The sequence below is a fragment of the Kingella oralis genome, from assembly GCF_014054985.1.
In the GTDB taxonomy this organism is placed as follows: domain Bacteria; phylum Pseudomonadota; class Gammaproteobacteria; order Burkholderiales; family Neisseriaceae; genus Kingella_B; species Kingella_B oralis.
Genome location: NZ_CP059569.1, coordinates 2,082,940 through 2,106,891 on the forward strand (window position 1 = coordinate 2,082,940; position 23,952 = coordinate 2,106,891).

30 protein-coding genes and 1 tRNA gene are annotated in these 23,952 nt (G+C 49.8%); 14 read left to right on the forward strand and 17 right to left on the reverse strand.

Going from position 1 to position 23,952, the window contains the following annotated elements:
* Positions 1-9 precede the first annotated feature (9 nt).
* The 10 genes from atpD to H3L93_RS11155 all read right to left on the reverse strand — a co-directional run bounded on the left by atpD (position 10) and on the right by H3L93_RS11155 (position 8,007).
* A complete protein-coding gene (gene atpD / locus H3L93_RS11110; protein ID WP_003798673.1) occupies positions 10-1,407 on the reverse strand; it encodes a F0F1 ATP synthase subunit beta in 1,398 nt (465 codons plus the stop codon).
* Between the two features lie 39 nt (positions 1,408-1,446).
* Entirely contained in the window at positions 1,447-2,319 is an 873-nt protein-coding gene (gene atpG / locus H3L93_RS11115; RefSeq protein ID WP_003798672.1) for a F0F1 ATP synthase subunit gamma, read from the reverse strand.
* Between the two features lie 25 nt (positions 2,320-2,344).
* A complete protein-coding gene (gene atpA, locus H3L93_RS11120; protein WP_003798670.1) occupies positions 2,345-3,892 on the reverse strand; it encodes a F0F1 ATP synthase subunit alpha in 1,548 nt (515 codons plus the stop codon).
* A gap of 9 nt (positions 3,893-3,901) precedes the next feature.
* The gene (locus H3L93_RS11125) at positions 3,902-4,450 is read right to left on the reverse strand and encodes a F0F1 ATP synthase subunit delta (protein ID WP_003798668.1); all 549 of its coding nucleotides are present in this window, start codon (positions 4,448-4,450) and stop codon (positions 3,902-3,904) included.
* Between the two features lie 4 nt (positions 4,451-4,454).
* Complete coding sequence (locus H3L93_RS11130) at positions 4,455-4,925, reverse strand: F0F1 ATP synthase subunit B (protein WP_040559166.1); 471 nt, start codon at positions 4,923-4,925, stop codon at positions 4,455-4,457.
* Positions 4,926-4,976: 51 nt separating this feature from the next.
* Entirely contained in the window at positions 4,977-5,213 is a 237-nt protein-coding gene (gene atpE, locus H3L93_RS11135; RefSeq protein ID WP_003676106.1) for a F0F1 ATP synthase subunit C, read from the reverse strand.
* A gap of 40 nt (positions 5,214-5,253) precedes the next feature.
* Complete coding sequence (gene atpB / locus H3L93_RS11140; protein ID WP_003798663.1) at positions 5,254-6,120, reverse strand: F0F1 ATP synthase subunit A; 867 nt, start codon at positions 6,118-6,120, stop codon at positions 5,254-5,256.
* The gene (locus H3L93_RS11145) at positions 6,110-6,457 is read right to left on the reverse strand and encodes an ATP synthase subunit I (protein ID WP_003798661.1); all 348 of its coding nucleotides are present in this window, start codon (positions 6,455-6,457) and stop codon (positions 6,110-6,112) included. The genes atpB and H3L93_RS11145 overlap by 11 nt, the downstream gene beginning before the upstream one ends.
* Positions 6,458-6,625: 168 nt before the next feature.
* Positions 6,626-7,540 (reverse strand): MetQ/NlpA family ABC transporter substrate-binding protein, encoded by a 915-nt coding sequence (locus H3L93_RS11150; protein ID WP_003798659.1) that lies wholly within the window; start codon positions 7,538-7,540, stop codon positions 6,626-6,628.
* A gap of 134 nt (positions 7,541-7,674) precedes the next feature.
* Positions 7,675-8,007: a hypothetical protein gene (locus H3L93_RS11155; RefSeq protein WP_050755602.1), complete on the reverse strand. Its 333-nt coding sequence runs from the start codon at positions 8,005-8,007 to the stop codon at positions 7,675-7,677.
* 183 nt (positions 8,008-8,190) lie between these two features.
* Between H3L93_RS11155 and H3L93_RS11160 the strand changes: the two genes are divergently transcribed.
* The 7 genes from H3L93_RS11160 to ypfJ all read left to right on the forward strand — a co-directional run bounded on the left by H3L93_RS11160 (position 8,191) and on the right by ypfJ (position 13,418).
* On the forward strand, positions 8,191-9,612 hold the full coding sequence (locus H3L93_RS11160) for a hypothetical protein (protein ID WP_040559165.1): 1,422 nt from the start codon (positions 8,191-8,193) through the stop codon (positions 9,610-9,612).
* Between the two features lie 5 nt (positions 9,613-9,617).
* A complete protein-coding gene (locus H3L93_RS11165) occupies positions 9,618-10,751 on the forward strand; it encodes a hypothetical protein (protein ID WP_003798656.1) in 1,134 nt (377 codons plus the stop codon).
* 19 nt (positions 10,752-10,770) lie between these two features.
* The gene (locus H3L93_RS11170; RefSeq protein WP_040559192.1) at positions 10,771-11,307 is read left to right on the forward strand and encodes a GTP-binding protein; all 537 of its coding nucleotides are present in this window, start codon (positions 10,771-10,773) and stop codon (positions 11,305-11,307) included.
* 1 nt (position 11,308) lies between these two features.
* Positions 11,309-11,968 (forward strand): hypothetical protein, encoded by a 660-nt coding sequence (locus H3L93_RS11175; protein ID WP_003798654.1) that lies wholly within the window; start codon positions 11,309-11,311, stop codon positions 11,966-11,968.
* A gap of 24 nt (positions 11,969-11,992) precedes the next feature.
* Positions 11,993-12,358: a roadblock/LC7 domain-containing protein gene (locus tag H3L93_RS11180; RefSeq protein ID WP_003798653.1), complete on the forward strand. Its 366-nt coding sequence runs from the start codon at positions 11,993-11,995 to the stop codon at positions 12,356-12,358.
* Between the two features lie 69 nt (positions 12,359-12,427).
* Positions 12,428-12,503 (forward strand) — tRNA-Phe (locus H3L93_RS11185).
* A gap of 57 nt (positions 12,504-12,560) precedes the next feature.
* Positions 12,561-13,418, forward strand: coding sequence for a KPN_02809 family neutral zinc metallopeptidase (ypfJ, locus tag H3L93_RS11190; RefSeq protein ID WP_003798652.1), 858 nt, complete (start codon positions 12,561-12,563; stop codon positions 13,416-13,418).
* Between the two features lie 60 nt (positions 13,419-13,478).
* On the opposite strand, the gene H3L93_RS11195 is transcribed toward ypfJ, so the two are convergent.
* Complete coding sequence (locus H3L93_RS11195) at positions 13,479-14,435, reverse strand: L-lactate dehydrogenase (protein ID WP_003798651.1); 957 nt, start codon at positions 14,433-14,435, stop codon at positions 13,479-13,481.
* Between the two features lie 216 nt (positions 14,436-14,651).
* Between H3L93_RS11195 and H3L93_RS11200 the strand changes: the two genes are divergently transcribed.
* The 4 genes from H3L93_RS11200 (at position 14,652) to dnaJ (ending at position 17,737) form a co-directional block, all read left to right on the forward strand.
* Positions 14,652-15,059 carry a hypothetical protein gene (locus H3L93_RS11200; RefSeq protein WP_003798647.1) on the forward strand — a complete coding sequence of 136 codons (408 nt, stop codon included), beginning with the start codon at positions 14,652-14,654 and terminating at the stop codon, positions 15,057-15,059.
* The gene (locus H3L93_RS11205) at positions 15,007-15,768 is read left to right on the forward strand and encodes a hypothetical protein (protein ID WP_169303491.1); all 762 of its coding nucleotides are present in this window, start codon (positions 15,007-15,009) and stop codon (positions 15,766-15,768) included. Before H3L93_RS11200 ends, H3L93_RS11205 begins: the two co-directional genes overlap by 53 nt.
* A gap of 103 nt (positions 15,769-15,871) precedes the next feature.
* Positions 15,872-16,351: a 2-C-methyl-D-erythritol 2,4-cyclodiphosphate synthase gene (ispF, locus tag H3L93_RS11210; RefSeq protein ID WP_003798644.1), complete on the forward strand. Its 480-nt coding sequence runs from the start codon at positions 15,872-15,874 to the stop codon at positions 16,349-16,351.
* A 237-nt stretch (positions 16,352-16,588) separates the two neighbouring features.
* Positions 16,589-17,737 carry a molecular chaperone DnaJ gene (gene dnaJ, locus H3L93_RS11215; RefSeq protein WP_003798642.1) on the forward strand — a complete coding sequence of 383 codons (1,149 nt, stop codon included), beginning with the start codon at positions 16,589-16,591 and terminating at the stop codon, positions 17,735-17,737.
* Positions 17,738-17,996: 259 nt separating this feature from the next.
* Here dnaJ and H3L93_RS11220 read toward each other — a convergent pair whose 3' ends face one another.
* The 4 genes from H3L93_RS11220 to queF all read right to left on the reverse strand — a co-directional run bounded on the left by H3L93_RS11220 (position 17,997) and on the right by queF (position 20,091).
* Positions 17,997-18,224: a hypothetical protein gene (locus H3L93_RS11220; RefSeq protein WP_155803236.1), complete on the reverse strand. Its 228-nt coding sequence runs from the start codon at positions 18,222-18,224 to the stop codon at positions 17,997-17,999.
* 146 nt (positions 18,225-18,370) lie between these two features.
* On the reverse strand, positions 18,371-19,051 hold the full coding sequence (locus tag H3L93_RS11225) for a 7-cyano-7-deazaguanine/7-aminomethyl-7-deazaguanine transporter (protein WP_003798637.1): 681 nt from the start codon (positions 19,049-19,051) through the stop codon (positions 18,371-18,373).
* Between the two features lie 276 nt (positions 19,052-19,327).
* Positions 19,328-19,531, reverse strand: coding sequence for a hypothetical protein (locus H3L93_RS11230; protein WP_003798635.1), 204 nt, complete (start codon positions 19,529-19,531; stop codon positions 19,328-19,330).
* Positions 19,532-19,617: 86 nt separating this feature from the next.
* Positions 19,618-20,091 carry a preQ(1) synthase gene (gene queF / locus H3L93_RS11235; protein WP_003798633.1) on the reverse strand — a complete coding sequence of 158 codons (474 nt, stop codon included), beginning with the start codon at positions 20,089-20,091 and terminating at the stop codon, positions 19,618-19,620.
* Between the two features lie 203 nt (positions 20,092-20,294).
* Here queF and obgE point away from each other — a divergent pair, with 203 nt between their 5' ends.
* The 3 genes from obgE to nth all read left to right on the forward strand — a co-directional run bounded on the left by obgE (position 20,295) and on the right by nth (position 22,497).
* Entirely contained in the window at positions 20,295-21,443 is a 1,149-nt protein-coding gene (obgE, locus tag H3L93_RS11240; RefSeq protein ID WP_003798631.1) for a GTPase ObgE, read from the forward strand.
* Between the two features lie 27 nt (positions 21,444-21,470).
* Complete coding sequence (locus H3L93_RS11245; RefSeq protein WP_003798629.1) at positions 21,471-21,791, forward strand: hypothetical protein; 321 nt, start codon at positions 21,471-21,473, stop codon at positions 21,789-21,791.
* A gap of 67 nt (positions 21,792-21,858) precedes the next feature.
* On the forward strand, positions 21,859-22,497 hold the full coding sequence (gene nth / locus H3L93_RS11250; protein WP_003798627.1) for an endonuclease III: 639 nt from the start codon (positions 21,859-21,861) through the stop codon (positions 22,495-22,497).
* Between the two features lie 120 nt (positions 22,498-22,617).
* Here the strand turns inward: nth and rpsO are convergent, their stop codons facing one another.
* Together rpsO and aphA are read right to left on the reverse strand one after the other, a co-directional pair.
* Positions 22,618-22,884, reverse strand: coding sequence for a 30S ribosomal protein S15 (gene rpsO / locus H3L93_RS11255; RefSeq protein ID WP_003798626.1), 267 nt, complete (start codon positions 22,882-22,884; stop codon positions 22,618-22,620).
* Positions 22,885-23,136: 252 nt separating this feature from the next.
* Positions 23,137-23,865, reverse strand: coding sequence for an acid phosphatase AphA (gene aphA / locus H3L93_RS11260; protein WP_003798624.1), 729 nt, complete (start codon positions 23,863-23,865; stop codon positions 23,137-23,139).
* Positions 23,866-23,952 lie beyond the last annotated feature (87 nt).

Here is a 23,952-nt window from a genome sequence, read left to right on the forward strand (position 1 = left end):
CCCATCTCCTTAATTTAAGGTTTTTGCTTTCTCAACAGCTTCTTCAATACCGCCCACCATGTAGAACGCTTGTTCAGGCAAGTGGTCGTATTCGCCATTCAGAATGGCCTTAAAGCCAGCAATCGTATCGCGCAAAGAAACATATTTGCCAGGCGAACCGGTAAACACTTCGGCAACGTGGAATGGTTGAGACAAGAAGCGTTGGATTTTACGCGCACGCGCCACAGTCAATTTATCTTCGTCAGACAGCTCATCCATACCCAAAATGGCGATAATATCGCGCAATTCTTTGTATTTTTGCAGCGTTGCCTGCACACCACGCGCCACATCGTAATGCTCTTGACCCAATACCATGGGGTCAAGCTGGCGCGAAGTGGAATCCAAGGGGTCAACCGCAGGATAAATACCCAAAGATGCAATATCACGGCTCAACACAACCGTTGCATCCAAGTGGGCGAAAGTTGTCGCAGGAGACGGGTCGGTTAAGTCATCGGCGGGAACATACACGGCTTGGATAGAAGTAATCGAACCTGTCTGCGTGGAGGTAATACGTTCTTGCAAACGACCCATTTCTTCCGCCAATGTAGGCTGATAACCCACCGCAGAAGGCATACGACCCAGCAGCGCAGATACTTCGGTGCCCGCCAACGTGTAGCGATAAATATTGTCCACAAAGAACAGCACATCGCGGCCTTTGCCTGTTTCGTCTTTTTCATCGCGGAAGTATTCCGCCATAGTCAAACCAGTCAAAGCAACGCGCAAACGGTTGCCAGGCGGCTCATTCATCTGACCGTACACCATCGCCACTTTGTCTAACACGTTAGACTCTTTCATCTCGTGGTAGAAGTCATTGCCCTCGCGAGTGCGCTCACCTACGCCGGCAAATACAGACAAACCACTATGCGCTTTGGCAATGTTGTTAATCAATTCCATCATATTAACGGTTTTGCCTACGCCCGCACCGCCAAACAAGCCCACTTTACCGCCTTTGGCAAACGGACAAAGCAAGTCAATCACTTTGATGCCTGTTTCCAACAATTCTGTTGCGCTGGATAGCTCATCAAATTTAGGGGCGATTTGGTGAATGGCGCGCGTGTGGCTCGCATCAATGGCACCCGCCTCATCCACCGGTTTGCCCAATACATCCACAATACGTCCCAACGTGGCAGTACCCACAGGCACAGTAATAGGCGCGCCCGTATTTTCTACCGCATAACCACGTTTCAAACCATCTGTTGCGCCCATCGCAATGGTCCGCACGATGCCGTCGCCCAGTTGCTGTTGCACTTCAAGTGTCAAATCAACGTCAACCAGTTTCAACGCATCATAAATATGGGGGATGGCATCGCGTGGAAACTCCACGTCTACCACAGCACCAATAATTTGTACGATTTTGCCTTGGCTCATTATCGTATCCTAACTTTGTTCGGGCATTTTCAGGCTGCCTTATACGGCTGCTGCACCTGCCACAATTTCTGACAATTCTGTAGTAATCGCCGCTTGGCGCGATTTGTTGTACACCAAGCGAAGCTCTTTAATGGCATTGGCTGCATTATCGGTAGCAGCTTTCATGGCCACCATCCGCGCAGCCTGTTCTGCCGCCATATTCTCGCTCAATGCCTCATAAACCACAGACTCTAAATAGCGTCTAACCAAATATTCCAACACAGCAACCGGGCTTGGCTCATAGTGATAATCCCAGTTTCGTTGCTGGTTATCATCTTCATTAAACACAGCTTCACCAATTGGCAACAAAATCTCTGAATGCGGCTCTTGCTTCATGGTGTTCACAAAATAAGAACTCACCAAATGGATAACATCCAATTCGTGCTGTTCATAACGGCGGAAAATCTCCGTTAGCGCACCCAGCATGGTTTCCATTTTAGGCGTATCGCCCAAATTGGTTACGCTCGCAATCACATTCAAGCCGATACGTTGGCAAGCCAACAAGCCTTTGCTGCCTAGGCATACAATTTCAACATCAATGCCTTGGTCTTGATATTCCTGAACCTGTGCAAAGAATTTTTTCAGAACATTTGCATTTAAGCCACCGCACAAACCTTTGTCTGTTGTAATCAGAATAAAACCAACACGTTGTTTAGTTTTATGCTCTTCCAACAGTTTGATGCCGTGATCCGCTTGCGTTTGCGCCAAGCGATTCATCACCAAGCGGACGGTATCCGCATAGGGACGCGCAAGGCGCATACGTTCTTGAGTCTTCCGCATTTTAGAGGTCGATACCATTTGCATCGCGCGTGTGATTTTTTGCGTATTCTGCACACTGCGAATTTTGGTAAGAATCTCTTTTCCAACTGCCATTTTAAGACTCCCTCTTCACCTATTTTCAGGCTGCATAGCTATATGATGTTTTGAAAGTTTTCATTGCCCCTTCCAAAACTTGTTCGCTTTCATTGGACAATGCGCCTGATTCATTGATTGTATTCAATGTATCAGGATGTTGCGTGCGAACATAATTCAAAAACTCAGCCTCAAAAGCCAATGCTTTGTTAACAGGAACGTCTGAATACGAGCCGTTGTTGATTGCCCATAAAGTCAAAGCCATTTCAGCAGTGCTCAAAGTGTTGAATTGTTTTTGTTTCATCAATTCAGTAACCACTTCACCGTGTTGCAATTGTTTGCGTGTAGCTTCATCCAAGTCAGAGGCAAATTGAGCAAACGCTGCCAGCTCACGATATTGAGCCAATGCCAAACGAATACCACCACCCAGTTTTTTGATAACTTTGGTTTGTGCTGCACCACCCACACGGGATACCGAAATACCGGCGTTGATAGCAGGACGGATACCTGAGTTAAACAAGTCAGTTTCCAAGAAAATCTGGCCATCGGTAATGGAGATAACGTTAGTCGGCACAAATGCAGACACGTCGCCCGCTTGTGTTTCAATAATAGGCAAGGCAGTCAAAGAACCTGTTTTACCTTTTACTTCTCCATTGGTTAGCTTTTCAACCTCGTCTGCATTGATACGCGCAGCACGTTCTAGCAGGCGAGAGTGCAAATAGAATACATCGCCGGGATATGCTTCGCGACCAGGCGGACGACGCAACAACAGGGAGATTTGACGATAAGCAACCGCTTGTTTAGACAAATCATCATAAACAATCAAGGCATCCTCACCACGGTCGCGGAAGTATTCACCCATGGTGCAGCCTGAATAAGGCGCAATGTATTGCAATGCTGCAGCTTCTGATGCCGTAGCTGCCACAACAATGGTGTGTTCCATTGCGCCATGTTGTTCTAACTGACGCACAACGTTAGCAACAGAAGATGCTTTTTGCCCCACTGCCACATAAATACAAATCACACCCGTATCTTTTTGGTTCACAATCGCGTCTAGCGCAACGGCTGTCTTACCTGTTTGACGGTCGCCAATAATCAATTCACGCTGACCGCGACCAATCGGCACCATGGAGTCAATTGCTTTCAAACCTGTTTGCATAGGTTGATCAACAGATTTGCGCGCAATCACGCCCGGTGCAATTTTCTCAATCGGCGCAGTTAATGTTGCATTGATTGGACCTTTACCATCAATTGGCTGACCCAATGCGTTCACAACGCGACCAACCAACTCGCGACCAATTGGCACTTCCAAGATACGACCGGTGCATTTGACTTCGTCGCCTTCTTTGATATGCTCATATTCGCCCAGCACCACAGCACCAACCGAATCGCGCTCCAAGTTCATCGCCAAACCAAATGTATTACTGGGGAACTCCAACATTTCCCCTTGCATCACATCAGACAAGCCATAAACACGCACGATACCGTCAGTAACCGAAATAACTGTACCACGCGTTTTTTCTTCGGCACGCGTGTTCAATTTTTCAATTTTAGCCTTCAGCAAATCGCTGATTTCAGCAGGATTAATCTGCATGAAATCCTCCTAATTTGTCAGAGTCGTATACAGATTTTGCAATTTACCCTGTATAGACAAATCTAATATTTTGTCGCCCACAACCACTTTCACCCCACCAATTAATTCTGGTTCGGTAACAAATGTGGCTTGCAAACCAACATGAAAATGCTGCTCCAAATCACTAATGATTTTGGCACGCTGACCTTCGCTCTTAACATCATAAGCAGTGTAAACAATCGCTTGCTTGGTATTGTTTCTTGCCAAAACAAGCGTTTTGTATTGTTCAAAAATTTCAGGCAGCACAGCCAAGCGCTTCTCAGCCGCGACCACATTAATGAAATTTTTAAACTCGGCACTTCTCACCGCTTCGCAACCGTCTAACAATTTAACCAGTTGCAATGCTTTTTCCGAATCGTTTAAATCAACTGAACCAATTAAGCTAGCTACTTTGGGCTGCTGCACCAGCCAAGCCAGTTGTTCCAACCCGCCAAGCCATAGATCAAATTGCTCTTTTTCTTGAGCTAATTCAAACACAGCTTTTGCATAAGGACGAGCAACAGTTGCATACTCTATCATAAGGTTACAGCTCCTGTTTTAAGGCACCCAACATTTGAGCATGCTGTTTTTCATCCACTTCGCGACGCAAAATAGACTCAGCACCTTTTACAGCCAAAGCCGCCACCTGCTCACGCAATGCTTCGCGCGCACGGTTAATTTCTTGCTCGGCGTTTGTTTTTGCTTGCTCGGTGATACTGGCTGCTTCGGTTATGGCTTGCGCTTTGGCATCTTCCACAATTTGCGCAGCGCGTTTTTCAGCGTTGGCTACGATTTCAGAAACTTGATTGCGACCTTCGGTTAAGAGCTCTGCAACTTTCTTTTCAGCCTGCTCAAAATCGCTTTTTCCGCGCTCGGCAGCAGCCAAGCCTTCTGCGATTTTATCAGCGCGTTCATCCAATGCTTTTGCGATAGGTGGCCATACAAATTTGACGGTAAACAGACACAAAAGCAAAAAGACAATGACTTCCGCAATTAAGGTTGCATTTAAATTCACTTTACCTGCCCTCTTGTAAGGGTTAATCAAACAAATCGGACGCTGCTTTTATTATGCAGCACCGAAAGGATTAACAAAGGCAAACAACAAGGCAATCGCAACACCAATCAAGAATGCAGCATCAATCAAACCCGCAATCAAGAACAATTTGGTTTGCAATGGACCAATCAATTCAGGCTGGCGCGCAGAAGATTCCAAATATTTAGAACCCACCATAGCGATACCAATTGATGCACCCAAGGCACCCAAGGCAACGATTAAACCACATGCGATAGCAATTAAGCCCATAGTTACTACTCCTATTGATAAAAACAACGAAAAGAAAAGGTTAATGATGGTCGTGCGCCTGCCCAATATAGACAAAAGCCAACGCCATAAAAATAAATGCCTGCAAGGTAATCACAAGAATATGGAAGATTGCCCATGCCAAGCCCGCAATAATATGGAACACGAACAACACAGGGTCAATCAAACTCACGCTGCCCGTTGATGCCCAAGCACCGCCCAGCAACGCAATCAGCAAGAACACCAATTCGCCCGCATACATATTGCCAAACAACCGCATGCCATGCGAAACAGTTTTAGACAAAAATTCCATGATATTTAACAGCAAATTGGCGGGCGCAAGTTTCGCACCAAATGGTGCAGAAACCAATTCATGCCCCCAGCCACGCAATGTTTTGATTTTGATGCTGTAATAGATGCACATCAGCAAAACGCCGATGGCGATTGCCAAAGTAACGTTTAAATCTGCGGTAGGCACAACGCGTAATAGCGCGTGATGTTCGGCGGTCATGCCCTGAAACGCACGCGGTAACGCATCCACAGGCAGCATATCCATGGCGTTCATCAGGAAAATCCACACGAATAGCGTTAAACCCACAGGAGCGACAACTTTGCGCGATTCTTCATTGGGGATGATGCTTTTGCACATATCGTCCACAAATTCAAACAGAATTTCTACGGCAGCCTGAAAACGTCCTGGCACACCTGATGTGGCACGTTGCGCAGCGCGATAAAGCAGATAACTGCCCACCACGCCCAAAAGAATAGAGAAAAACAGCGAATCAATATTGATAAACGAGAAGTCGGCGATATTTTTTAGCCCTTGCCCTTCGGTTACATCAGACAAACTTGTTAAGTTTTGTAAGTGGTGCTTGATGTAATCGGCAGCGGTCATAGATTCACTTGCCATAACGATGAACTCTCAAAAATAATAATAAAACCAAATGACTAACGCTTAACAAGCCGATAAAGTAGGGCAAAAACCGTATTTCGCGATAGAACGCGAATGATGCCAACATTAGAGCCAACGCCAGTATTATTTTTAAACTTTCCGACAGGATAAACCCCAAGCCTGCCCACTCCAGCGAGCGTGAAAAATTTAAAATTAACACCGAAAAAAACGTAGGCAGCAAATAAGAAAAACCGCCCAAACACAAGGATAAGGCAGCCTGAAAACCGCCAACGGCATACGCAATCAAGCTGCATGCAGCGGTTACAACCAATTGGATGCCAACTATTTTGAACATACTTTGCTTATTATTCGCTGCGTTACAGAGTAGTGCAATGTAATCAAATTGCGAAGAAGTGTCAAGCCGAATTAACAAACTGCCTGATGCGGCAGCATAAGTATTTTTGCGTTTTCAGGCTGCCTCTGCGCAATGACACAGAGGCAGCCTGAAAACGGATGGAGCGGATTATTTGGCGGCAGACGCAGCAGAAGCGGCAGAAGCTTCTTTTACCGCGTTTTGCGCGGCGTTTTCGCCCCAAGCGGCCGGGTATTTGTAGCCCGCGAAGCGTTGCAACGCGTATTGTTTGAATTCGTCTGAATTGTACGCGGCGGCTACGTCTTTCACCCATTTGCTGTCTTTATCGGCGGTGCGAACGGCCGCCCAGTTCACATAGGCAAAGCTAGGCTCTTGGAACAGCGCTTCGGTCAGCTTCATGCCGCTGGACATCGCATAGTTGCCGTTTACCACCGCAAAATCAACATCTTGACGGCTGCGTGGCAAGTTCGCGGCTTCCATTTCTACCAGCTTGATGTCTTTGGTGTTTTCCGCGATATCGGCTTTGGATGCTTTGAGCGGGTCGATGTTGTCTTTCAATTTCAACCAGCCCAGCTCGTTCAGCATCACCAAAGCGCGGGCGAAGTTAGACGGGTCGTCGGGCACGGCAACGGTGCTGCCGTTTTTCACTTGGTCAAGCGCGGCCAATTTGCCCGGATACAAGCCAAGCGGCGCGGTGGGCACTTGGAACACTTCGGTCAAATCCAATTTGTGCTCGGCTTTGAAGCCATCCAAATAGGGCTTATGTTGGAAAACGTTGATGTCAATCGCGCCTTCGGCGAGGGCTTTATTGGGTGTAACGTAGTCGGGGAACTCTGTTAGCGTTACTTTGTAGCCTTGTTTTTCCAACATGGGCTTGATTTTATCGGTAACCATCGTGCCGAAATCGCCCGGGGTTGTGCCGAATTTGATTTCGGTTTTTTCTACAACGGGCGCGTTTGAACCTGATGCAGAGGACGCAGCAGGCGTAGAGCTGCCACCTTGCCCGCAAGCCGCCAACGCAAAAGCGATGGCACCGGCGAGCGTTAGTTTACTGAATGTTGTCATGGTTTATCTCCCAATATGATGTGGATAATTATTTTCAGGCTGCCTAACAGGGCTAGGGCAGCCTGAAAACGGTTGCAATACTACGCCAAATAAGCGTAGCGATAAACTTGAATTTGCTGAGGCAGCCTGAAACGCTATTCCTCAATTTCCCAATCTTGTTCTGCGTATTCAACGTGGTCGCCGAAAGGGCGGTCGTTATGTGTGCGCTCGCGGTCAAATGCGCTCAAAAACGCCATCAGTTCCGCATTGGTAACCGGCTCATGGCGCAAATCGTCCACCGAAAAGCCCTCGGCATAATGGCTTTCGTAAACAGGCGGGGCAGCCTGAAAAAGCTCGGCGCGCTGTTTGACGAATTTTTGCCAACTCTCGTCCAGCAGATCCAACAGCATCCCATGCTCTTGAATAAACGCAGATAACTGCTCTTCACTGGCTTCAGGCTGCCAACTGCGCAATCGTTTTAGCATCATGGTTACACTCTTTCCTATAAAGCGCGAAAACGTAAGAATACATAAAATCATGATAAAATTACAACATCTGAGCAGAGCAAACGTGAAAATATTGCAGCAGCAAGGCGTTATCTGTTAAAGTGTGTCAGCTTACCCGCATTAGCCATGGGTAAATTTTTTAGTTTAACGAAGCAAGGAGTCGCTATGGATGATCCAATAATGCTCGGTATTATTGCCGTGGCAGTATTGGCGGTGCTCGGTGCAGTTTTCTTGAAAAACAAGCAAAAAGCATCAGCAGGCAAGAAAGGCAAAAAATCGAGCAGCGCACGCAGCAGCCGCAATGCACACGCGGATGATGAAGACTACTATTCGACCGAATCCGAAGAACACGAAAATTGGGACACAGTCGCCACCACCAATGTGGTAGACGACACCAAAGTTTCCGTTCAAGACGTGGACACGCTCACCGAATTCAACGTATACAAACAATTCGGCTACTTTGACAAAGCCGCCGAATCGCTTTCGGCTTATCTTGCTAAAACGCCTAAAAAAGACCCTCAACTTGCCGGCGAGCTGGTTGAGCTATGGTTGCAAGCCAAAAATGTTGATGCGGCTACCGAAGCCCTAACCCAATACCAAGACACGCTTTCTGAGGAACAGATTACTCAATTTGTTAAAGAAGGTTTGGCGATTGACGAAAACCACTTGGGTCTGCGTGTATTGGCCGAAAACAAACTGGGTTGGAGCGTGAAGAAAACCGCCGAAGAAATCGGCGAAAAAACAGGCTTGGGTCATGAAGAAGCCAAACCTGTTCAGCCCACCATGCGCGGCAAAAGAAAAGAAACGGAAACCGAAAGAAAACAACCGCACAAACCTTTGGTTGCTGGGCGTGGCGTGATTTCAGGCGTGAGCACCGACGAAAAAGGGGCGGTCTTGGCATTTATGGAACCCGAGCAAAGCGTGAAACTATTGAAAAATGTTTTAAGCTACGATGCCGCGGTTAAATACATGAATAAAGCCATTCGCAAATCAGACAAACCTGCTTCCTTGTTGATTGATGCATTATCGCTGGATTATCGCGCTAAAAACATCAACGGTTTTGCGGGGCACTTGTGGAATCTGTATTACAGCCTAGGCCAATATGGCCGACAAGTAAAAGAACGCATGCTTGGCTGGGGCTATACATTGGGGCAACACCCCGTGTTTGACCGCCTAGAAGCCGCGCCCAATGAAGCAGCGTTACGCGACTTGGGCATCCAACAAGGATGGATTGACGGAGGCAGCCTGAAAAAAGCGCGTTACCAAGCGCTCGTAACCGAAAAAGCAGATGTTAATGCCGAACCAAGAACCGCCACTGAGCGTATCTTGAAAGAAGCAGAATCCTTGCTGATGTACGGTCAATTAGACAACTCGATGGAACTATTGGAAAACGCCATTGCAGAGTATCCGCAAGAATCTCAGCTGTATATTACCTTGTTTGACTTGTATGAACGCGCGGAAGAATGGACTCGCTTGGAAAATCTGCTGCAAGAATTGCGTCCAAAAGTTCAAACATTACCTGAGGAAGTAGTGTTGGCGATGAGCCAACTACTACAACGATTTAGTAACGGCTCATTCGGACATTAAATAAAATGAATCATGACTTACCCCACGTCAAAACGGTGAAGTTGTTGTTTGTAGCCATGGACGACCAGCAACAAGCCATGTTCAAAATGGCATTTAAGATGCACAACACGACCAATTACCAAGTCATCAACGCTGGCTCCGGCGAAAAACCCGAGCTGGTTATCGTAGATGGTGACGGTACAAATGGTTTGGCGACATGGCAAAAAGCAAAACATGACTTTTCAGGCAGCGTTGTGGTGTTTTTCTCAAAATCACCGCCTGCTGTAACCGCTCCCTATCTTGCCAAGCCCATTAAATTTGATTCTCTGTTTCTGAATCTCCGCAATTTGTTGCAAGGCAATGGCATCTGGGTGGTTCGTTCAAACATGGCAAACGCAAGTTCAGCAGCACCTTCACCCAGTGCTCCTGCACAAGCCCAACCCGCACGCTCAACACACGCCAATCGTTCCAGCGAAGTAACCATTCCACGCTTTGATCCTCGCGTTGGCATCTTAGGTTCATTCCGGGAAATCTTGGCACATCAGCGCAACACAGCCCTTTTGGTTGATGAAAAGCCTGTGTTAGCCATATTCCCTTCTACGCAACGTGTTTGGATTGCTGTGCCTCCTGAACAACTGCGGGAACTGTGTCGTCAAGAGCACCCTAATATCAAGCTCAAAAATATTCCAGATGAAAACAACATCCAAGATCGCGCCAATGCAACCGTTACATCTACCATGTGGCAAGTAGCATTGTGGACCGCGAATGGTCGCTTGGTTCATCCAATCAATCCCAATACTGTTTTCAAATTAAAAAGCTGGCCCAATCTGACGCGTTTAACACCCTTGCCCGAAGCCATGCGTTTGTCGGCATTCCTAACTAAAACATCTGTTAGTTTGAATATGCTGTATAAACTGATGCCTTTAGATATGGCTGATATTTTGAACTATATTGCAGCGACGTATCTGACAGACTACTTGGAAGTTACGCAACAAGTTCACGAAGCACCAAGCGCACAATCAGCTACTCGCGCAACAGTGAACACATCTGCAACACCACGCCCAGAACAGGTACGTGCTGCGCGCGCAAACGAAGCACATACACAGCAAAAAACAGGCGGTCTATTGAGCCGTTTTATGAAAAAATTGCTGAATAAATAATGAATGAGGGATTACTATGTTGATAGAAAATAAAATCATTTTTACGGGACCAGTAGGCGTTGGCAAAACAACCGCCATCGCGGCCTTGTCTGATGAACCACCTATCCAAACAGATGCCAGCGCATCAGACATGACTGCCGTACGCAAAGGTTACACAACCGTTGCTATGGACTATGGTTTGATTCAATTAGATGAAAACACCAAAATCCATTTATACGGCACGCCAGGGCAAGAACGATTTGACTTTATGTGGGACATCCTAAGCCAAGGTAGTATGGGCTTGATTTTGTTGTTGGATAATACTCGTGGTAACCCATTAAAAGATTTGAAATTCTTTTTGGATTCTTTTGCAGATTTGCTGAAAACCGCCCCCTTGGTGGTTGGTGTAACCAAAATGGATATTCGCGCCGTGCCAGGTATTGATGTTTACCAAAAATATTTAGCACAAAATGGTTTCAATGTGCCTGTATTTGAAGTTGATGCACGTAACGAAGAAGATGTGAAACAACTCGTTACTGCAATGCTCTTTCAAATTGACCCAGGTTTAGAGGTGTAACATGGAATCTACTCTTTCATTACAAACAAATTTATACCCACACATCACGCCCGCTGGCGCATTCTATGCAATTGCCAACAAAAGTGTGAGTGCCAGCCGCACATTGCTGTCTAATATTTTAAAAGCAGATAGCCAACAACCTATCACTCAAGAAAAATTATTAGAATGGTCTGAAACCAGTGATATAGAATCGGCATTGAATTTACTCTATCGTTTGCAACGCCTTGAATTTTTATATGGCGGCGACACCCCAGAAGAAAATTTTGAGCTTCAAGACGATACTTTGGCAAATTTATTGCCCCATTTGTCAGACAGCCAAAAAGCATTGTTGATTGATCATGACGGTTTCTATTTTGCAAACTCTGGTTTTAACCATGAGGCAGCAGAAGAAGTGGCTATTTTGGCGAGCGAAGCCATTCGATTATCTGAGCGCCACGCTCTTTTGATTAAAAACAACCTAAACATTTATCAAAATGCATGGGGTTTATGCGACCCAACAGGGCAAAGCGAATTAACATTCTTCCCCATCTACATCAACGATACAAAATACATTTTGGTAACAGGTGGCACACCACAATTACACAAAGAAGCTTTTGTAACTCTGGTGCGCGCACTTTATAAAACGGTTGAAGCGGCTAACAATTTGGGCGCTGATTTTTAAAAATTTGGATTGGACTAATATAAAATGCATGAACAACTTTTAACTTCCGTATTGAGCGACTTAAACAGCTCTTCCGTTGATATTACTGCATCTGCCGTTATTTCTACCGATGGTTTACCTATCGCGCATCTATTGCCCGCGAACATTGACCCTGATCGCGTAGGTGCAATGTCTGCCGCATTGTTGGCTTTGGGCAATCGCACCACGCAAGAATTGGCTTGCGGTGAATTGGAGCAAGTGATTGTTAAGGGCAAACTGGGCTACACATTGCTGATTCAAGCGGGTGGCACCAATGTATTGTGCTTAACTGCCAAAGAAAGTGCAAAACTGGGTTTGATTCTGTTGGATGCTCGCCGTGCAGCCCGTGCGATTGTGGATATTACAAAATAATTTAGGTTTGGCTTTTCCATTATTCGTTTGACATCCTAGTTTTATTGTGTTGTAATACGCAGCTTATTTGGCCAGATAGCTCAGTCGGTAGAGCAACGGATTGAAAATCCGTGTGTCGGCAGTTCGATCCTGCCTCTGGCCACCAAATATTCAAGCCCAAACGTTTGTTTGGGCTTTTCGTTTATTTTTGAATGGAGTTTTTATGCGTTGGCAAGACCGGGAAGGCAGTAACAATATTGAAGATGCGCGTGGCAGCTCGGGCGGAGGCGGCATGGGTGGCGGCAAACCAATTGGCATCATTGGTTTGATTATTTTGTTAATTGGTGCTTACAACGGCGTGGATTTAAGCGGTTTGGTGGGCGGGGCGAACCAGCTTAGCAATGCTCAGCAGCAAACACGCCAGCAACCGCAATATTCTCAACAAGAGCAGCAGTTATATAAACTCAGCTCGGTTGTATTGCGTGAAACGGAAAAAGTATGGGGCGCGTATTTTCAAAAAATGGGCAAAACGTATCAAGAGCCTGTGTTACAAATTTATTCGGGCGCAACTCGAACGGGATGTGGCACAGGGCAAGCCAGCGCAGGCCCGTTTTATTGCCCTGCGGATAATAAGCTATACATTGATTTGTCGTTTTACAATACCATGAAAAACCAGCTTGGCGCAGAAGGCGATGCCGCGTTTGCTTATGTAATTGCTCACGAAGTGGGGCATCATGTGCAAACCATGCTGGGCACGCTTGGCAAGGTGCACAATTTACAGCAGCAAGTGGGCAAAACAGAATCCAATGCGTTATCGGTAAAACTGGAATTGCAGGCGGATTGCTACGCGGGTGTGTGGGGCTATTACGCGCAAAAAGACGGGCTGTTTGAAGACGGCGACATTGAAGAAGCCTATGTGGCGGCGGAAGCGGTGGGGGATGACACCTTGCAGCAACGCGCGCAAGGCTACACCGTGCCGCACACTTATACGCACGGCACATCTGCCGAACGCAAAAAATGGTTGCAGCGTGGTTTGCAAACGGGCGATATTAACCAATGCAACACGTTTGGTGCGCAATAAGGCAGCCTGAAAACAAAAACCGCTTGGGCATTTGAACCCAAGCGGCTTTTTGCGTTTTGATTATTTCAAATATTCGTGCACTTTCTCTTGATAGCCACGCAAGATGTTGGCGGAATCTGCAAATTTTTGTTTTTCTTCGGCATCCAAAGGTTGCTCAATAATGCGCACAATGCCACTGCTGCCGATAACCGCAGGCGTGCCGATAAACACATCATGCTCGCCGTATTCGCCTTCCACCAGCGCGGAAACGGGCAAAATAGCGCGTTCATTGCGCAAAATGGCGCGGGTAATGCGGGCCAAGCCCATGCCGATGCCATAATACGTTGCGCCTTTGCCTTCAATGATTTTGTAGGCGGCGCGCATCACGTCGTAACGGATTTGCTCCATGCGTTCTTTGCCGTTGGGTTGAGCATCAAAATAGGCTTTTACCGATTGCCCCGCAACGGTTGCCGAACTCCAAGCCGCCAAAATGCTGTCGCCGTGTTCGCCCACCATAAAAGCGTTGATGCTTTGCGGCGCAACGTTAAATTCTTTGGACAATTCATCGCACAAGCGGGCGGTATCCAACACCGTGCCCGATCCGATAACACGCTCCCTTGGGAAGCCTGAGAATTTGTAAGTCGCGTAGGACAACACATCCACAGGGTTGGCGGCAAGCAGGAACACGCCTTTAAAGCCTGTTTTCACCACTTCGCCAACAATTTTGCTGAACACGTTTAAGTTATTATCAATCAGTTGCAGGCGGGTTTCGCCGGGTTTTTGCGGCACGCCCGCGCAAATGGTAACGATGTCGGCATCCGCGCAATCGGCATAAGTGCCTGCTTTGACCACGGTTGAAGTCGGTCCGTTAAACACGCCGTGGCTCAAATCGTAGGCTTCGGCCTCTACGCGTTTTTGGTTGATGTCAATCAACACCAATTCGTCCACAGTGCCTTGGTTGAGCGCGGCATAGGCATAGCTCACGCCCACCGCGCCTGTGCCAATCACCACCACTTTATTGCTCACTTTGTTTGCCATTTTGCTACTTCCTTTGGTTGTTGAAAAAATTTATTACATAATTATGATACGCTTATCTCGCTGTTTCAAGCGCATTTTTGGTCATTTGCTTGTGCCACGTCAATCTTATTTGAAACATTACTCCACCCCAAATCAAACGTTTTCTGTTGCTTTTTTTCAGGCTGCCGCTTGGGGCGATGTGCTATATTCCGTTCATTTTTTACCGCCGAAAACGCCATGAACCGCCCTGCCCTATTTGCCTTATTGTTGCTCACCGCTTGTCAAGCCACTTTGCCCGAAACCTTCACCGCGCAAAACCTGCAACTCGTCATCTACCACGACAGCCTCGGCAACCGCACGCTGCCGATTGCCCGCCGCGCAGGCGAAAAACGCCAAACGGCTTGGCGCAACTGGCTGGCAAGCCATCGCAACCAATGGCAAAACGGCAACACCCCCGTTTCGGGCAGCACGCATTGGTGCGCGCAATGGCTGGAAAACGGCGCGGAGCAGCGCATCTGCAAGCGGCACGACAATCACCACGCGCCCGCGTTGGTTTGGTTTGGCAACGGCGTGTTGCGCGATGCGGAGGCAATTGGCGCGGCGGATAGGATTTGGGCGGGGCGGTTGGCAACGGAGCAGCCGTAGGCAGCCTGAAAATAGCGATTGGTTTGCCCAGCGTTGCCATTGGCGCATAAAAAGCGTTTTCAGGCTGCCTCATGGCAATAGGCAGCCTGAAAACGTATGCTACGTCTCCCGCAAAATATGGCTCATCATGCCCCATCCTGCAATCCCGCTTTCAGGCTGTCTCTTGTTCACAGGTCAAACCATGTTCCCAAAAATCTTGCTCCCTTTCGCCCTAATCGCCGCCTCCATCGCCTCCGCCTGCACCATCACGCCCAACAGCATCGCAGACATCCAACTTGGGCAAACGCTGGCGCAAGTGCAACGCGCCCTGCCGCAAGCTCAAATCCGCAGCGAAGCCGATGCCGAAACGGGCGAAATCACCCTGATTACCCTGCCGCAAGAAATTGAAGTGTTCGCCCTGCTCAACGACAGCACGCAGCAAATCACATGGCTGGAAACCCCATCGCCCGCCTGCCGCACCGCCCACGGCATCCGCCCCCGCATGGCATTGCGCGATGCCGAAAAAACGCTGGGCAAAGTGCGCGATATTGAATTAAGCGAAGTGGAAATGCGCTCCGTTGCCCGCTTCACCCAACAGCCCAAATGGCTCAATATTCGCGTGCGCGGTGGCGATTTTGGCAACATGCCCTCTGCCCATTTCAGGCTGCCTCTACACAGCAAAAAGTTTCGCCGCGATGCCCGCATAGAAAGTTTATTTATCACCCAATAGGCAGCCTGAAACAGCGTTTGGCGAAGCTACAACAAACGAAGCCCAAACAGCCTTGAACACCCGTTTTCAGGCTGCCTCTAACCCCCACCACAAAGGAATCCCCATGACCCTACGCATCGGACAAGGCTACGACGTTCACGCCCTCGTGCCCAACCGCCCGCTGATTCTCGGCGGCGTACACATCCCCCACCCCAAAGGCCTGCAAGGACACTCCGATGCCGATGCCCTGCTGCACGCCATCACCGATGCCCTGCTGGGCGCAGCCGCACTCAACGACATCGGCGCGCACTTCCCCGACACCGCCGCCGAACACAAAAACGCCGACAGCCGCCACCTGCTGCGCCAAGCCTACGCCCTCGTGCAGCAAGCAGGCTGGCGTGTGGTGAATGTGGACAGCACGCTGATTGCCCAGCAGCCCAAGCTGCGCCCCCACATCGCCGCCATGCGCGCCAACATCGCCGCCGATTTAAGGCTGCCTGAAAACTGCGTCAACATCAAAGGCAAAACCAACGAAAAACTCGGCTATCTCGGGCGCGAAGAAGCCATTGAAGCGCAAGCCATCGTGTTGCTTGCCGCGCAATAGTTTTCAGGCTGCCTGACTCCGCTTGTTTGCCACAACAACCCCCGCTACGCCCACATCCCGCTGCAGCCCATAAAGCGGCACACGCAAAGGCAGCCTGAAACAGCGTCCGAAGCAAAAACAAATACCCCCGCTTTCAGGCTGCCTCCGACAAACAAACCCCGCCGCCAACCTTGATTTTCGCCCCACGCCCCCCATATAGCCCCGCATCCGATTTAACCAACCCAAAGACACACAACCATGAGCAAAGATTTTTACGAAACCCTAGGCATAGCCCACAGCGCAAGCGAAGACGAAATCAAAAAAGCCTACCGCAAACTGGCAATGAAATACCACCCGGACCGCAATCCGAACAACAAAGAAGCCGAAGAAAAATTCAAAGAAATCCAAAAAGCCTACGACACCCTATCCGACCCGCAAAAGAAAGCTGCCTACGACCAATACGGACACGCCGCCTTTGAACAAGGCGGTTTTGGCGGCGCGGGCGATTTTGGCGGATTTGGTGGTTTCGGCGGATTTGGCGGCGCGCAAGGTTTTGATTTTGGCGACATATTCAGCCAAATGTTTGGCGGCGCAGGCGGCGCGCGCCAGCCCAATTATCAAGGCGAAGACATCAGCTATCGCGTAGAAATCACGCTAGAAGAAGCCGCCACAGGCGTAAAACGCCAAATCACCATCCCCACCTACGAAGAATGCGACGTGTGCCACGGCTCAGGCGCAAAAGCAGGCACCAAAGCCACCACCTGCTCCACTTGCCACGGCTCAGGCACGGTACACGTTCGCCAAGCCATCTTTCAAATCCAACAAACCTGCCCCACCTGCGGCGGCACAGGCAAAGAAATCAAAGAGCCCTGCCTCAAATGCCACGGCGCAGGGCGTGTGAAAGCCAGCAAAACCGTAGAAGTCAATATCCCCGCAGGCATTGACGACGGGCAACGCATCCGCCTCACAGGCGAGGGCGAACCAGGCACGCACGGCGCACCCAACGGCGATTTGTATATTCACGTTTCCGTTGCCCCGCACAAAATCTTCCAACGCGACCCCGAAATCCCCACCGATTTGCATTGCGAGCTGCCCATCAGCTTCGCCACCGCCGCGCTGGGCGGCGAAGTGGAAGTGCCCACGCTGGGCGGAAAAGTAAAACTCAACATCCCCGCCGGCACGCAAAACGGCAAGAAAATGCGCGTGAAAGGCAAAGGCGTGAAATCGGTGCGCAGCAGCTTGGTGGGCGATTTGTATTGCCACATTGTGGTGGAAACGCCGATTAACCTGACCGAGCGGCAAAAAGAATTGCTGGCGGAGTTTGAAACCATTTCCACAGGTTTGGACCGCAGCCAAACGCCACGGCAGAAAAGTTTTTGGGAACGGCTGAAAGAAGCCTTTGATTGAAGTTGATAAAACCGCTTGCAGGCAGCGCAAGCGGTTTTTTTGTGGGTGTGATGGTTGCGCATGGTTGAGGCAGCCTGAAAATGCTGCGGGGGCGAAGTTAAAATGGAACGTCGGTGGCTCACCGACATTTTGGCAAACCCATCATGTTTGGCTTAATCAGCTCACCGCCGTTCCATTTTAGATTTCAACCTTGCGCGTTGCGCTGCGGTATAACCATTTATACCCAAATCAAAGATTTGGACAAATGGATAAAGCTGCCTCAACCCTTCGTGCAGCCTGAAACAGAACATGGCGTATCGCCGCCATACCCACTCTTTCCGTTGCCGTAGCGCAAGCGTTTCAGGCTGCCTTTGGGCATGGCAAAGGCAGCCTGAAAATAAGAAACGCCGTCATTCCCGCGCAGGCGGGAATCTTGTTTGATATTCAGAAATGATTGGAAAAACAAGCTGCTGTTGTAGGTCGGGCATTGATGCTCGACAAATGCCAAGCTATTTATCTTCATACGCCACAACGAAAAATGTCGGGCATCAATGCCCGACCTACGGTTTCGCAGAGATTTCAGGCTGCCCATCCCGCCTAACCCTGTAAACAAAAAAGTCAGGCAAAACACCCGACTTCCTATTTATCCCGCCATTAGGCAGCCTGAAACTGCTGCCCACTCGCTGCCAATTTTTTCAGCACATAATTCAACGCCACGCCGTAAGCGGGCACAAACAGCAGCGTGCAAATGGTGAGCTTGAACAGATAATCCACAAAGGCGATATGCTGCCAATTTGCCGCCATAAAGGCATCGTCGCTGCCTGCGAACGCGATGGCGAAAAACAGCAGCGTGTCCAGCGCGTTGCCCACAAACGTGGAGGCGGTGGGCGCAATCCACCACGCTTTGAGCCGGCGCAGTTTGTTGAACACGAAAATGTCCATCAGTTGCCCAAACGCATAAGCGGAAAAACTGGCAAGCGCGATGCGGAACACAATCGGCACAAAGGTTTGCAGCGAGGCAATGCCCGTCCACGCGCCTTGTTGGAACAGCACGGAAAGGGCGTAGGACAACAGCAGCGCGGGAAACATCACGAAAAAGATGATTTTGCGGGCGAGTGTTTGCCCAAAAATGCGCACGGTTAAATCGGTGGCGAGAAAGATGAAGGGGAAGGTGAGCGCGCCCCATGTGGAATGGACTTCAAAGCCGTTGGGCAGCGTGATGGTGAAGGGGAATTGCACCAGATAGTTGCTGGATGCGATGACGGCGATGTGGAACAACGCCAGCCAAAAGAGCGCTTGCGATTTTTGCTTGTCGGAAAAAAGATAGTTTTGCATAGGGTTTCCTAGTTTTGGTTTTGATTGGTCGCACATCTTGGCTTTTACTACGGTGCTGGCGCACCTTGCTGTACTGCTTGTACCGGCTGTGGCTCGCCGCCTTGTATTAAAAGCCCATCTGCACGACCCTTTCAACGCGGGAGGGTTACGAACCGCGCGGGGTTGAAAAGGGCAGCCGTTTTAGTTTTACCCTGCGGCTGCCTGCGAAAGGGGCGGATTATAAGGAAATTTTGCCCCGCCGTGTGGATTATCCGCGCGCCTGAGGCAGCCTGAAAATCAATCTTGCCAACGGCAATCCAATTCTGCCGTGCCGTTGAAGACGACCGATAAAGTTGAACTGGGCGCGGCAGTTACCCGAACACCTTGCTGACGGGCTAACGGCTCGGCAGTTTCATACAGCGCAACCAAATTGTTGTTGATTTGCACGGAATAAAGCGCGGCGAGCGCGGTGGTGCTGCGGGTGATGGCGAGGGTGGTCATATTGGCATGGATTGGGCAGCGGCGTGGCAGGCTGCCAGTCCTGCGAGTAAAAACAGGCGGTTTTTCATTTTCAGGCTGCCTCAGTCTTACTGCCTGTCGTGCCCGAACAGCCGCTCGCGCGCTATCTGCTCAAACGCTGTGCCCAGCCGCCCGTAGTTGGCAAAGGGATGGATGGCGATGCCGCCGCGCGGGGTGAAGATACCATGCACTTCGATGTATTTGGGATTCATCAGCGCGATTAAGTCTTTCATAATCACGTTCACGCAGTCTTCGTGAAAATCGCCGTGGTTACGGAAGCTGAACAGATAGAGTTTGAGCGATTTGCTTTCCACCATTTTCACATCGGGGATGTAGCGGATAACGATAGTGGCGAAATCGGGCTGGCCGGTAATCGGACACAGGCTGGTGAATTCGGGGCAGACGAATTTGACGAAATAATCGTTATCGGGATGCTTGTTGTCGAAGGCTTCGAGCACTTCGGGCGCGTAATCGGCGCGGTACTCGGTTTTCTGACCGCCCAGCAGCGTGATGCCGCCAAGCTCTTGGGATGAGCGAGACATGGGATTCCTTTCACAAAATGCGTTTTCAGGCTGCCCAATGGGTTAAGGCAGCCTGAAAACCGAGCGCGGCATTGTAGCAAATATTCGGGCAAAGCCGCAGCAAGTCCTTTATAATACGCCCCATTTTCCAACCCTTTCAGGCAGCCTGAAACCCCTTTTCAGGCTGCCTAAACTATCCTGAATCCAACACGAGAATCCAATCCATGAAATTTATAGACGAAGCCAAAATAGAAGTCTTTGGCGGACGCGGGGGCAACGGCGCAGCCAGTTTCCGCCGTGAGAAATTCGTGCCGCGCGGCGGACCGGACGGCGGCGACGGCGGGCGCGGCGGCAGCGTGTTTGCCGTTGCCGACGAAAACGTGAACACGCTGGTGGAATACCGCTTCGTGAAGCGCTACCAAGCCAAAAACGGCGAAAAAGGACACGGCAGCGACCGCTACGGCGCAGGCGCGGACGACATTGAACTGCATATGCCCGTGGGCACGCTGATTCGCGATGCCGACACCGATGAAATCGTTGCCGACCTTACCCACCACGGGCAACGCGTGTGCGTGGCAAAAGGCGGCAAAGGCGGCTTGGGCAACATCCATTTCAAATCATCGGTGAACCGCGCGCCCAAGCAGTTCACCACGGGCGAGGAAGGCGAAGCACGCACTTTGCTGCTGGAATTGAAAGTGCTGGCGGATGTGGGGCTGCTGGGCATGCCCAATGCGGGCAAATCCACGCTGATTCGCGCCGTGTCTGCCGCCCGCCCGAAAGTGGCGGATTATCCGTTTACCACGCTGCATCCCAATTTGGGCGTGGTGCGCATCGATGAAAACAACAGCTTTGTGATGGCAGACATCCCAGGGCTGATTGAAGGCGCAGCAGAGGGTGCGGGCTTGGGGCATCGTTTTTTGAAACATCTATCGCGCACAGGCTTGCTGCTGCATGTGATTGATTTAGCCCCGTTTGACGAGACCACCGACACCGCCGCCGAAGCCTTGGCGATTGTGAACGAGTTGCGAAAATACGACGAAGAGTTATACGACAAACCGCGCTGGCTGGTGCTCAACAAGCTGGATATGTTGGACGAAGAGACCGCGCAGCAACGCATTGCCCACTTGCTCGCCGCCATCGGCTGGGACTACCCCACCCCCGATGACCGCTTTGAATTTGACATGACCACGCCCAGATTGTTTAAAATTAGTGCCTTAACGCACGAGGGCACGCAGGAATTGGTGCAGCAGATTAACCAATATATCAGCGAGAAAAAACGCCTGATGGCAGAAGCAGCCGCTGCCCAAGCCCAACAGCAGCCTGAAATGGATTTGCCTGAAACCAATCGTGATGTGTTTCAGGCGGAGGATTGATTAACTAACTTGTAAGAGAGAGAAATAATGAAAATTGTGAAAACTTTGATTACTATGGCGATTTTGTATGGGGCGTATCATGTGTATAAAACTCATGACTTTACTATTATTCCGCCGACTGATTCTGATGTGAAAGAGGCGTTTCGTAAAACTGACCCCGCTACTTTCGCCAATGCTCAAAATGTCGTTTTAACTATTACCAAGCCCTGTCAAAAGGTACAAGGTGGTATAACAGACGGTGTATATTCCTGCAATTTTGAAGTCTATATTCGCATGCCCTCTAAAACAACAGAATACCCCGATGTTCGTATTACCAAACGCAAAGGCAAATGGGTCGTTAAAAAATAACCCCACAACCCCTTTTCAGGCTGTCTACCCCTCAAAGGCAGCCTGAAAACCATCCCCCCGCCCCACCATGAACAAACACACCCGCCAAGAAATCTTTGAACGCCTACGCGCCGCCAATCCCCATCCCACTACCGAACTCCATTTCAGCAGCCCGTTTGAGCTGCTGATTGCCGTGTTACTGTCGGCGCAAGCCACCGATAAGGGCGTGAACAAAGCCACCGAAAAACTGTTTGCCGTTGCCAACACGCCGCAAGCGATGCTGGATTTGGGGCTGGATGGCGTGCGCGAGTATGTGAAAACGATTGGGCTGTATCAAACCAAGTCCAAGCACATCATGCAAACCTGCCGTGCGCTGTTGGAACAGCACGGCGGCGAAGTGCCGCAAACGCGCGAGGAGCTGGAAGCCTTGGCGGGCGTGGGGCGCAAAACGGCGAACGTGGTGCTCAATACCGCTTTTGGGCAGCCCGTGATGGCGGTGGACACGCACATTTTCCGCGTTGCCAATCGCACAGGCTTGGCGCGGGGCAAAACCGTGCGCGAGGTAGAAGACAAGCTGATGAAATATGTGCCCAAAGAATTTTTGCTGGACGCGCATCATTGGCTGATTTTGCACGGGCGCTACACCTGCAAGGCGATTAAGCCGCAATGCCAGACCTGCATCATCAACGATTTGTGCGAGTATGGCGCGAAAGAAACGGCAGCCTGAAAAAGCACCTTCAGGCTGCCTGTTGCGATACGGGTGATGCGGAAACGAGTTTGCACTTCTTAAATGCTTTTCAGGCTGCCTTATAGTTTACACAAGGCAGCCTGAAAACGTTTTACCCTATTATTTACGCAAGCCCAAGCGGGTGATAACGTTGCGGTAGGTGTCCGCATCGGTGCGGCGCAAGTAAGCCAACAAGCGGCGGCGTGCGCTGACCATTTTCAACAAGCCGCGACGGCTGTGTTTGTCTTTGGGGTTGGCTTTGAAGTGGGGGGTCAAATCGTTGATGCGGAATGTGAGCAATGCGATTTGCACTTCTGACGAGCCGGTGTCGCCCTCTTTGCGTTGGAAATCTTTAACGATTTGGGCTTTTTGTTCTACGGTTAGCATAGTTGTTTTTCCTAAAAAATAATGCCTTGCGGCGGACAAGTTTGCCGAGTAGCGCAAGCCACCCGTTTGCAAACTCCGAATTCGTTTCGTGCCAACGAAACGAAGCGCGGATTATGCCATAATTTTCAGCGCGATGTGAGATATTTTTGCGTGCAAGGCGTTGATATTGCTTGTTTACCGCTTTCAGGCTGCCGCACAAAAAATTTCAGGCTGCCTCAAATCGCAACAGGCAGCCTGAAAACGCTTAACGCATCAGTAAGACGAATCAACCACAACTTCTTCGCCGTAACCGCCGTTCACGGGCAAGGGGCGGTTGGTGCTCACGGCCGAGCGAATCACGCGGATGCCGCGGATGCCGGCTTCGCGCGCGGCCAATACGTCATCGTTGCTGTCGCCGTAGTGGATTTTGGATTGGGCTTTAACGATGTACGCCGTTTTGTCGTATTTGTATGGCGCAACGGGCGTGTCGCGGGTGTAGCTGATGGGCTTCATGTTTTTCACGCCAAAGGTGCGTTCCAAGATTTTGGCAAGTTGGTCCATGGTGCCGTCTTTGTGTTTTTTGGCGGGGGTGCGCCCGGTGATGAACACCACTTGGTCGCCGCGCGCTTGGTGCATTTCAATGATTTTTTTCGCCGATTCTTTGGGGATGGAGCTCAAATCGCAGCCGTCGGCAACGTAGTCCCAGAATTTTTGGTTGTGCAGGTATTCATAGCCGTTGGGCGACCATTTGTTGCGGCCGTAGTAAAAGCATTGCGAAGACACCAGCACGGTATCGTCGATGTCAAAGCTCACGGTCATCGGGGGCATGTCTTTGATGCTTTCGCGGATTTCGTCCACAGTTACCCAGCGCACATCGGGGCTTTTCACGATGTCGGCAGCGGTTACGCCTTTGTGGTCGTAAGGCACTTTGGGGCCTTTGGCCAAAGCGGGGATGGCAGCAAGCATCAGGGCGGCGAACACGGTTTTTTTCATGATTGACATGGTTGGCTCCTATCAAAAGGGGTTAAGATTTGTTTACAGAAAAACGGCGATATTTTACGTTAGTTAATTTGGTTTAGCAATTGGGGA

Bases quoted from the DNA above. Each gene is read 5' to 3' on its own strand.
- H3L93_RS11145 (WP_003798661.1), bottom strand. From the start codon at position 6,457: ATGTTCAAAATAGTTGGCATCCAATTGGTTGTAACCGCTGCATGCAGC.
- H3L93_RS11155 (WP_050755602.1), bottom strand. From the start codon at position 8,007: ATGATGCTAAAACGATTGCGCAGTTGGCAGCCTGAAGCCAGTGAAGAG.
- H3L93_RS11180 (WP_003798653.1), top strand. From the start codon at position 11,993: ATGCATGAACAACTTTTAACTTCCGTATTGAGCGACTTAAACAGCTCT.
- H3L93_RS11175 (WP_003798654.1), top strand. From the start codon at position 11,309: ATGGAATCTACTCTTTCATTACAAACAAATTTATACCCACACATCACG.
- ispF (WP_003798644.1), top strand. From the start codon at position 15,872: ATGACCCTACGCATCGGACAAGGCTACGACGTTCACGCCCTCGTGCCC.
- H3L93_RS11225 (WP_003798637.1), bottom strand. From the start codon at position 19,051: ATGCAAAACTATCTTTTTTCCGACAAGCAAAAATCGCAAGCGCTCTTT.
- nth (WP_003798627.1), top strand. From the start codon at position 21,859: ATGAACAAACACACCCGCCAAGAAATCTTTGAACGCCTACGCGCCGCC.
- H3L93_RS11165 (WP_003798656.1), top strand. From the start codon at position 9,618: ATGAATCATGACTTACCCCACGTCAAAACGGTGAAGTTGTTGTTTGTA.
- obgE (WP_003798631.1), top strand. From the start codon at position 20,295: ATGAAATTTATAGACGAAGCCAAAATAGAAGTCTTTGGCGGACGCGGG.
- H3L93_RS11125 (WP_003798668.1), bottom strand. From the start codon at position 4,450: ATGATAGAGTATGCAACTGTTGCTCGTCCTTATGCAAAAGCTGTGTTT.
- atpG (WP_003798672.1), bottom strand. From the start codon at position 2,319: ATGGCAGTTGGAAAAGAGATTCTTACCAAAATTCGCAGTGTGCAGAAT.
- H3L93_RS11230 (WP_003798635.1), bottom strand. From the start codon at position 19,531: ATGACCACCCTCGCCATCACCCGCAGCACCACCGCGCTCGCCGCGCTT.
- H3L93_RS11195 (WP_003798651.1), bottom strand. From the start codon at position 14,435: ATGGCAAACAAAGTGAGCAATAAAGTGGTGGTGATTGGCACAGGCGCG.
- rpsO (WP_003798626.1), bottom strand. From the start codon at position 22,884: ATGCTAACCGTAGAACAAAAAGCCCAAATCGTTAAAGATTTCCAACGC.
- aphA (WP_003798624.1), bottom strand. From the start codon at position 23,865: ATGTCAATCATGAAAAAAACCGTGTTCGCCGCCCTGATGCTTGCTGCC.
- dnaJ (WP_003798642.1), top strand. From the start codon at position 16,589: ATGAGCAAAGATTTTTACGAAACCCTAGGCATAGCCCACAGCGCAAGC.
- atpA (WP_003798670.1), bottom strand. From the start codon at position 3,892: ATGCAGATTAATCCTGCTGAAATCAGCGATTTGCTGAAGGCTAAAATT.
- ypfJ (WP_003798652.1), top strand. From the start codon at position 12,561: ATGCGTTGGCAAGACCGGGAAGGCAGTAACAATATTGAAGATGCGCGT.
- H3L93_RS11200 (WP_003798647.1), top strand. From the start codon at position 14,652: ATGAACCGCCCTGCCCTATTTGCCTTATTGTTGCTCACCGCTTGTCAA.
- atpE (WP_003676106.1), bottom strand. From the start codon at position 5,213: ATGGGCTTAATTGCTATCGCATGTGGTTTAATCGTTGCCTTGGGTGCC.
- atpD (WP_003798673.1), bottom strand. From the start codon at position 1,407: ATGAGCCAAGGCAAAATCGTACAAATTATTGGTGCTGTGGTAGACGTG.
- H3L93_RS11160 (WP_040559165.1), top strand. From the start codon at position 8,191: ATGGATGATCCAATAATGCTCGGTATTATTGCCGTGGCAGTATTGGCG.
- H3L93_RS11245 (WP_003798629.1), top strand. From the start codon at position 21,471: ATGAAAATTGTGAAAACTTTGATTACTATGGCGATTTTGTATGGGGCG.
- atpB (WP_003798663.1), bottom strand. From the start codon at position 6,120: ATGGCAAGTGAATCTATGACCGCTGCCGATTACATCAAGCACCACTTA.
- queF (WP_003798633.1), bottom strand. From the start codon at position 20,091: ATGTCTCGCTCATCCCAAGAGCTTGGCGGCATCACGCTGCTGGGCGGT.
- H3L93_RS11150 (WP_003798659.1), bottom strand. From the start codon at position 7,540: ATGACAACATTCAGTAAACTAACGCTCGCCGGTGCCATCGCTTTTGCG.